This is a genomic window from Streptomyces sp. NPDC051172 (assembly GCF_040682555.1).
In the GTDB taxonomy this organism is placed as follows: Bacteria; Actinomycetota; Actinomycetes; order Streptomycetales; family Streptomycetaceae; genus Streptomyces.
In genome coordinates, this window is record NZ_JBFBBE010000068.1 from 45,625 (window position 1) to 52,223 (window position 6,599).

5 protein-coding genes and 1 pseudogene are annotated in these 6,599 nt (G+C 70.8%); 3 read left to right on the top strand and 3 right to left on the bottom strand.

Annotated features, from left to right (window positions below; genetic code table 11):
* Positions 1-6 precede the first annotated feature (6 nt).
* On the bottom strand, positions 7-1,011 hold the full coding sequence (locus AB0N07_RS32650) for a LacI family DNA-binding transcriptional regulator (protein ID WP_365841250.1): 1,005 nt from the start codon (positions 1,009-1,011) through the stop codon (positions 7-9).
* 147 nt (positions 1,012-1,158) lie between these two features.
* Here AB0N07_RS32650 and AB0N07_RS32655 point away from each other — a divergent pair, with 147 nt between their 5' ends.
* The 3 genes from AB0N07_RS32655 (at position 1,159) to AB0N07_RS32665 (ending at position 3,054) form a co-directional block, all read left to right on the top strand.
* Positions 1,159-2,049, top strand: coding sequence for an amidohydrolase (locus tag AB0N07_RS32655; RefSeq protein WP_365841252.1), 891 nt, complete (start codon positions 1,159-1,161; stop codon positions 2,047-2,049).
* A 44-nt stretch (positions 2,050-2,093) separates the two neighbouring features.
* Positions 2,094-2,594 carry a cysteine dioxygenase family protein gene (locus tag AB0N07_RS32660; RefSeq protein WP_365841254.1) on the top strand — a complete coding sequence of 167 codons (501 nt, stop codon included), beginning with the start codon at positions 2,094-2,096 and terminating at the stop codon, positions 2,592-2,594.
* 160 nt (positions 2,595-2,754) lie between these two features.
* A complete protein-coding gene (locus AB0N07_RS32665; protein WP_365841256.1) occupies positions 2,755-3,054 on the top strand; it encodes a hypothetical protein in 300 nt (99 codons plus the stop codon).
* Positions 3,055-3,315: 261 nt separating this feature from the next.
* On the opposite strand, the gene AB0N07_RS32670 is transcribed toward AB0N07_RS32665, so the two are convergent.
* Together AB0N07_RS32670 and AB0N07_RS32675 are read right to left on the bottom strand one after the other, a co-directional pair.
* A complete protein-coding gene (locus tag AB0N07_RS32670; protein ID WP_365841258.1) occupies positions 3,316-6,096 on the bottom strand; it encodes an AAA family ATPase in 2,781 nt (926 codons plus the stop codon).
* 97 nt (positions 6,097-6,193) lie between these two features.
* Positions 6,194-6,505, bottom strand: a pseudogene (locus tag AB0N07_RS32675) (arylcarboxylate reductase); the annotation flags it as partial.
* Positions 6,506-6,599 lie beyond the last annotated feature (94 nt).

Consider the following 6,599-nt stretch of genomic DNA (forward strand, 5'->3'; position numbering starts at 1 on the left):
CGGGGTTCAGGCCCGCACCGTCGACCCGCGCTCCCGCATCCGCGGCGCACACAGCACCCGCTTCCTACGCACCCGCCTGCCCTCGATCGCCGCAACCGTCAGCCGTGCCGCCTGGGCCGCGATCTCGCTCAGCCCCCAGTCCACCGTGGTCAGCGGCGGCGTGAGCACCCGCGACACCGGATGGTCGTCGAAGCCGACCACGGAGACGTCCCGGCCCACCTCCAGGGAGTCCTCCGCCGCGGCCGCATACACCCCGTACGCCAGCGAGTCCGAGAAGCAGAACACCGCCGTCGGCGAGTGCGCACCCTGCAGCACGCGCCGCGCCACCGCGGTCGCCTCGCTCAACTCCTGCGGACAGGGCACCAGTTCGGCCCGCAGCCCGAGCCGGTCGGCCGCCTCGCCCACGTACACATCGGCCGGCCGGTCCGGTGTGCTCGGCCGGGTCGGCGTCAGGACGGTCACCCGGCGGTGGCCCAGCCCGTGCAGATACTCCAGTACGGCGTCGATGCCGGCCCGGTTGTCGAAGATGACCTGCCCGGCTGTGCGAGCCCGGCTCAGTGAGTCGCCGACGGCCACCACCGGCAGCGCGTCCGCGATCGCGGCCCAGCCCTGCGCCGAGGGATCCACGGGAGACACCAGCAGCGCGTCGACCCGCTGGTCGCGCAACTGCTTGGCGAGGACCAGCTCGCGGTCGGGGTCGCCGCCCGCGTCCAGGATCAGCGCATAGCGGTCGCCGGCCAGGAGTTCCCGGCCGATGGCCGCCATCAGCTGCTGCTGCCACAGGTCCTGGAGGTCGCCCGCGAGGACGCCGACCATGCTGGTACGGCCGCTGGCCAGGGCGCGGGCGATCGGGTCGGCCTCGTAGCCGAGCTCGGCCGCCGCCCTGCGTACCCGTTCCTCGGTCTCCTTGGAGACATGCTTGCCGCGCAGGGCGTAGGAGACGGCTGCGGTGGAGAGGCCCGTGGCCTCGGCCACCTCCCGGAGGGTGGTGCGCTTGTTGGGCCTGGCCATGCCTGGAAGCCTACCGGGGTACCTGCGCCCTGTGGTCGCATCGCCCCGCCAAGGCCCCGACATCGTTGACAGGGATCGTTGTTAAGCGGTTAAGTCAACCGCATCAGTGAATCGCTTGACTTCGCTCTCCTCAGCGAGGACCGCCGCGTGCCCACCGACGTCCACCAGCACATCTGGCCTCCCGCCCTCATCGAGCTGCTGCGCTCCCGCACGACGCCTCCGTACCTGGACGCCTCGACCCTGCACCTGGCCGGCGAGCCGCCCTACGCAATCGACCCGGCCGACCACGACCCCGAGGCCCGCACCCGCCTCGCCGCCACCGACGGACTCGACCTGGCCCTGGTGTCCCTCTCCAGCCCCCTCGGCATCGAGTACCTGCCGCCCGCCGAGGCCGTGCCCCTGCTGGCCGCGTTCCACGACGGCGCTCTCGCCCTCCCGGCCCCTTTCGCCGTCTGGGCCTCCCCCTGCCTGACGGCGCCGGACCCCGAAGCAGTGGAACGCGAACTGGGCCGCGGCTGCGTCGGCCTCCAACTCCCTGCCACCGCCCTCCTCGACGCGGCAGGCTGGGCGCACTGCGCACCCCTCCTCGACGTCCTCACCCGCCACGACAAGCCCCTCTTCGTCCACCCCGGCGCGACCCCGCCCGCCGACGGCACCCCGCCGTGGTGGCCGGCCCTGGTCCCGTACGTGCAGCAGCTGCACGCCTCCTGGTTCGCCTTCCGCGCCTTCGGCCGCGCCCGCCACCCGGCGCTGCGCGTCTGCTTCGCCGCCCTCGCGGGCCTCGCGCCCCTGCACGGCGAACGGCTCGCCGCGCGCGGCGGCGGACGCGGCGAGATCGACTTCGACGTGTTCTACGAGACCTCCTCCTACGGCACCCGGGCCGTCGACGCCCTCGTCCGCGCCGTCGGCATCGACGTGGTCGTCAACGGCAGCGACCGCCCCTACGCACCGCCCGTAGTCCCCGACCTCGGCGCGGACGCCGCCGTCCACGCCCTGCGCACCGTCAACCCGGCCCGCCTGCTGCACGGCCGCACCTGAACCACCGTGCCCCGAGCCCGACGCAGCCCCGAAAGGAGCCACCCATGACGTACGAGTCCCTGCCGGAGCGGACCCTCGACAAGCACGAACTCCGGGCACTCGTGACGGACCTCGCAGCCCGCCCGGACCTGTGGCGCGCACACGTGGCCTTTTCCGACCACGAGCGGCACTACGCCTCCCTGTACCGCGACGCCTACGTCGACGTCTGGCTGCTGTGCTGGACCCGGCAGAACGACACCGGCTGGCACGACCACGATCTCTCCGCCGGCGCCGTCACCGTCGTACAGGGCGCACTCGAGGAGTCCACCCCGCGCATCGGCGGCAGCCATCTGCGCGTCACGGTCGACGCCGGCACGTCCTTCTGCTTCGGCCCCGAGCACATCCACCGGCTCACCGGCGCCACCGACGACGCCGTCTCCATCCACGCCTACTCTCCGCCGCTGTGGCGCCTGGGCCAGTACGACATCTCCGCGGACGGCCTGATGCGCCGCATCTCCGTCTCGTACGCGGACGAGTTGCGCCCCATGGACACTCCGGCCGCCTGACGAAAACCGGGCAAGTCAGGTCTGGGGACGGTGAGTTCGGGCTTCCGGAGGACCGTGAAAACAAGCGCCACCGGAACCGCGAAGTGCCGTCTCGCGCGTGGCTCACCCAATCGGCCGCGCTCGGAGCGAAATCGGCCGCTGGCGTGTGCAAGGTGGCTGCATGAACACAGCACAGGGGAACAACCCCACTCGCCCCGGCCGCGCCAACAAGATCGCTTTCCGCCTTCCGCGAATATTCGCGGTGAGTGCCGTACTGGGCATCGCCTGCGCGGCCGGGGCGGCCACCGCCACTTCCGCCGCTGCCGCGACGCCCGCCGCGCAGCTCACCGCAAAGACGACCGCTGCCGAACGGATCTCGGCACAAGGCCACGGTGAGGGAAGAGCTCACCGTGGCCATGGTGGTGGTGACGACGACGGCGACTACGAGTGCAATGGCCTGATCGTCCTGCTCTGCGTCTGACCATCGGCGGCAGGGCCGCCACCACCCCCCGGGGCGGTCGGGAAGAGGGCCAGACCCGACCGCCCCGCCGATGCCTTGTCGACCGAGATCAAGCACACGGCGGCGGAACTCGGACGGATGTCCAGGGCGAACACGACAAGGTCGGAGTCCGGGTCTTCCACGGCATCTTCAAGTTCCGCCGGGTGCGGCCGACGAGGCCGCCCAACCGGGAATGCCACCCCGTCGGCCGGGCTCCTGTGCGAGAGCGCGACCGTGGGCTGGTCAGCTGGACCGGGGCGGCGGCGTGCCCCCGCCGTCCTCGGCGAAGTCCTGGTAGATGGCGGGCAGTTCGGCACGTCCTGTCACGTTGAGCTTGCGGTAGATGCGGGTCAGGTGTTGCTCGACCGTGCTCACGGTGACACACAGCTGGTCGGCGATCTGTCGGTTGGAGTGGCCCCAGCAGGCCAAGGACGCGACCCGGCGTTCCGCTGTGGTCAGCGGATCCTCCGCGTCCTCGGCAGGTGGCACCGGGGCTGCGTCCGTGTCGTTGGTCAAAAGGGAGCGGTGCAGGGGCACGGCGCCGCACTGCTCGGCCAGCCGCAGTGCTTGGTACAGCGCCTGCCTGGCGGGACCGGCCTCGCCGACGGCCCGCTGGGCAGAGCCGAGGGCCGCGAGTGACCGGGCGAGTTCGAGCCGGTCTCCGGTCAGCCTCTGCAGCGTCACGGCGTTGTTGAGGATCGCCACCTTGCGCCGCGGATCGGCGAGGTCGGCGAGCAGGCGCAGCGCCACCCCCCTGGGGCTGGACTTCGCAGGGCCCGGCCGGGCCAGTTCCTCTTCGAGGAGCCTGCGCGCCTCCTCCCGTTGCCCCAGTCCCAGATGGGCGGTCGCGGCGGCGCCACGCCACGCCACGAACGTGGGCAGGTCCATGTTCCAGGCGCTCGCCTTTTCCCCGCAGACCAGGAAATCTCCCAGCGCGGCGTCCAGCCGTTTCTCCGCAAGATGATGGTGGCCGCGGGCGTACAGGTAGTGGATCCCGTACCAGGATCCGTATATCTCCTCCGGTACGGGTAGCTGGAGCTGCCCCTCGGCGACCTCGTGCACGCCCGTCGCGGTCGCGGCCAGGACGAGGACGCTCAGCGGCAGGCCCACGGCGAGTCCCCAACTGCGTGGCGGGACAAGGCTCATGGCGGACCGCGCGTGATGCAGTGCCGTCTGCAGGTCGCCCTGACGCAGTGCGACCTCCGCCTGTATGGCGGTGAGCCTGGCCTGCCACGTCGGTGCCGTGCGGGCGGTCACGGACGCCGCGAGCCTGGTGGACCAGACCGCGGCGCGGTCCCGTCGGCCGGTGTAGAGCAGAGTGAGGAGCGCCGACTCCACGGTGTCGACGTCGCCCGTGGTCTCCAGTCGGCACGAACTCAGGATCTGCTCCGCGCCGCGGGCGGTGGATTCCCCGCCTCCGCCCTGCAGGGTCAGCGACAGCAGGCCGTCGGCGGAGCCGGCGGCTGCGTCCGGTGTCGTCCCCTGGACCGGAGAGGCGGGCTCGGGGCCGGGGTCGGCGGACAGGCGCGGCAGTATCGACGGATGCCGTATACGTAGCCAGGCGTACAACTGCCCCAGGAGAAGCGGGCACGTGTCACCGGATGCGCTGAGCAGGTCGAGCAGGGAAACGGCCTGCCTCCAACGGCCGAACCAGAGCAGCGACTTGACGAGCAACACCGCGGAAACCTGCGGCAGCCGGCCTCCCAGCGCCGCCTCGACCAGCGAGTCGAGGCGGCGCTCCGCGGCCGCGGGGTTGATCCGCCATTCCAGCTGGATCAGGTGCGCCGCGGTGACGGCGCGGGCGTCGGGGTCGCCCGTGCTGCGCAGGGCGAGCTCCAGACAGGTGACGGCGAACGGCAGGTCTTCGCGCAGACGCGCCGCCTCGGCCGCGTCCAGTAACGTCGAGCGGGCCCAGCCGTCCTGGGCGTTTCCCGCGGCGGCGAGATGCCGGGCCACGTGGAGGGAAGGGGCCCCCTCCTGGTGCAGCAGTTGTGCCGCGCGGTGGTGAGCGGCGGAGATGACATCGGGGGACGCGTCCTCCAAGATCACCTCCCGCGTCGCGGGGTGGCGGAAACCGGTCCCCAGCGTGAGCCCGGAAGCCTCCAGCTGAGTCAGGGCGCGCTGGATCGTCGTCGTACTCGTCCCGAGCAGACTGCTGAGGCGCTCCGGTGTCGCGGTGTCCTCCAGGGCCGCGAGCAGACGGGCGACGTCCGACACCAGAGCCTCGTGGCGGCGCAGACAGGCGAGGACGGCGTACCGGAACTCCTCGTCCGCGTACGGTCCGTCGGGACCGCCTCCCGGGCGCGTCAGGCGGCTGTGCCGGTCCTCCAGCAGGGCCCGCAGCAGCAGGGGGCTGCCTCCGCTGAGCGAGTGGTAGACGGGGCCCAGCCGGCGAGCCTCCTGCGCGCGCAGCCGCTGCTCGGTGAGAGCCACGGTGCCCTCGGGGGACAACCCGGTCAGGCGCACACGCCGGCAGTGCGGATGGCGACGTAGCTCCTCGTCCAGTTGAGGGTGCCGGCTGCCGCCCTCGGGCTGGACGATCACCAGCATCACGGGCGCGGTCCGGACATGTGGGAGCAGATGGAGCAGACAGGCCAGCGACGCCGAGTCGGCATGCTGGAAGTCGTCCACGCCGATCAGCAGCTGGTTGGTGCCCGCGAGACGTAACAGGGTGCTGCACAGCCCGTGCGCCACGCGCGCCTGGAGCAGAACGGCGTCGCGGGACGTGGTCGGTCCCGCCGTCAACAGACTCTCCAGCAAGGCCATCTGGGAATGCAGGGACGCGGGGAGCTGTAGATCCCGGACGAGTTGGCGGACCACGCCCAGGGGGACGTCGCCCTCGTGCTCGCGGCCCACGGCTCCGAGACAAAGGCAGGAAGCCGAGGCCCTCTCGGCGAAGGTATACAGAAGTTCCGACTTGCCCATGCCCACCGCGCCGCTCAGGAGCACGATCCGGCCGGCGCGACCGCGTGAGGCGATGAGCGACTCGTCCAGTTCCGAGAGGGCGGCCTCTCGCTCGACCAACCGGGAGCTGACGCCTTGCTGCAACACAACCGACCTTGCCTTGGAACTCGCCGGTAAGTTTCTGTCCAGTAGCATTTGTAGCGGCTTCAATAAGCCGTCAATAAAGCCCTTCGGGGGCGGATGAAGTCGTTTGGAGCGGGGTGACGTTGGCTACTCCGCCGGACGGCCGCTTTCCTTTTGGATCATAGCGCAGGGCCTGGTCGCGTTCGAGGATGTTCGGCAGGAACAGGTCATCGTGGAGTACGGTCAAACGAACCTGGCCGGTCTTTCCATATTCAATGACACTGGACCAGTCCCCCTTATTGACGACCGACATCGTCACTTGAGGGAAATTCGGGACATACGGCATCAACTCTGCGTTCTGCTCCACAGGTAGCCCCGCCGCGTTTCCGAAGGTGTTGCCGTAACTGCTGAGGTTGAACTCGTAGTGGCGGGGGAGGAACTGACGTTTCGTGATCGTTGCGGTATGCCGGAGTCATGAGGTATGCGCAGGGAGGCGGGCT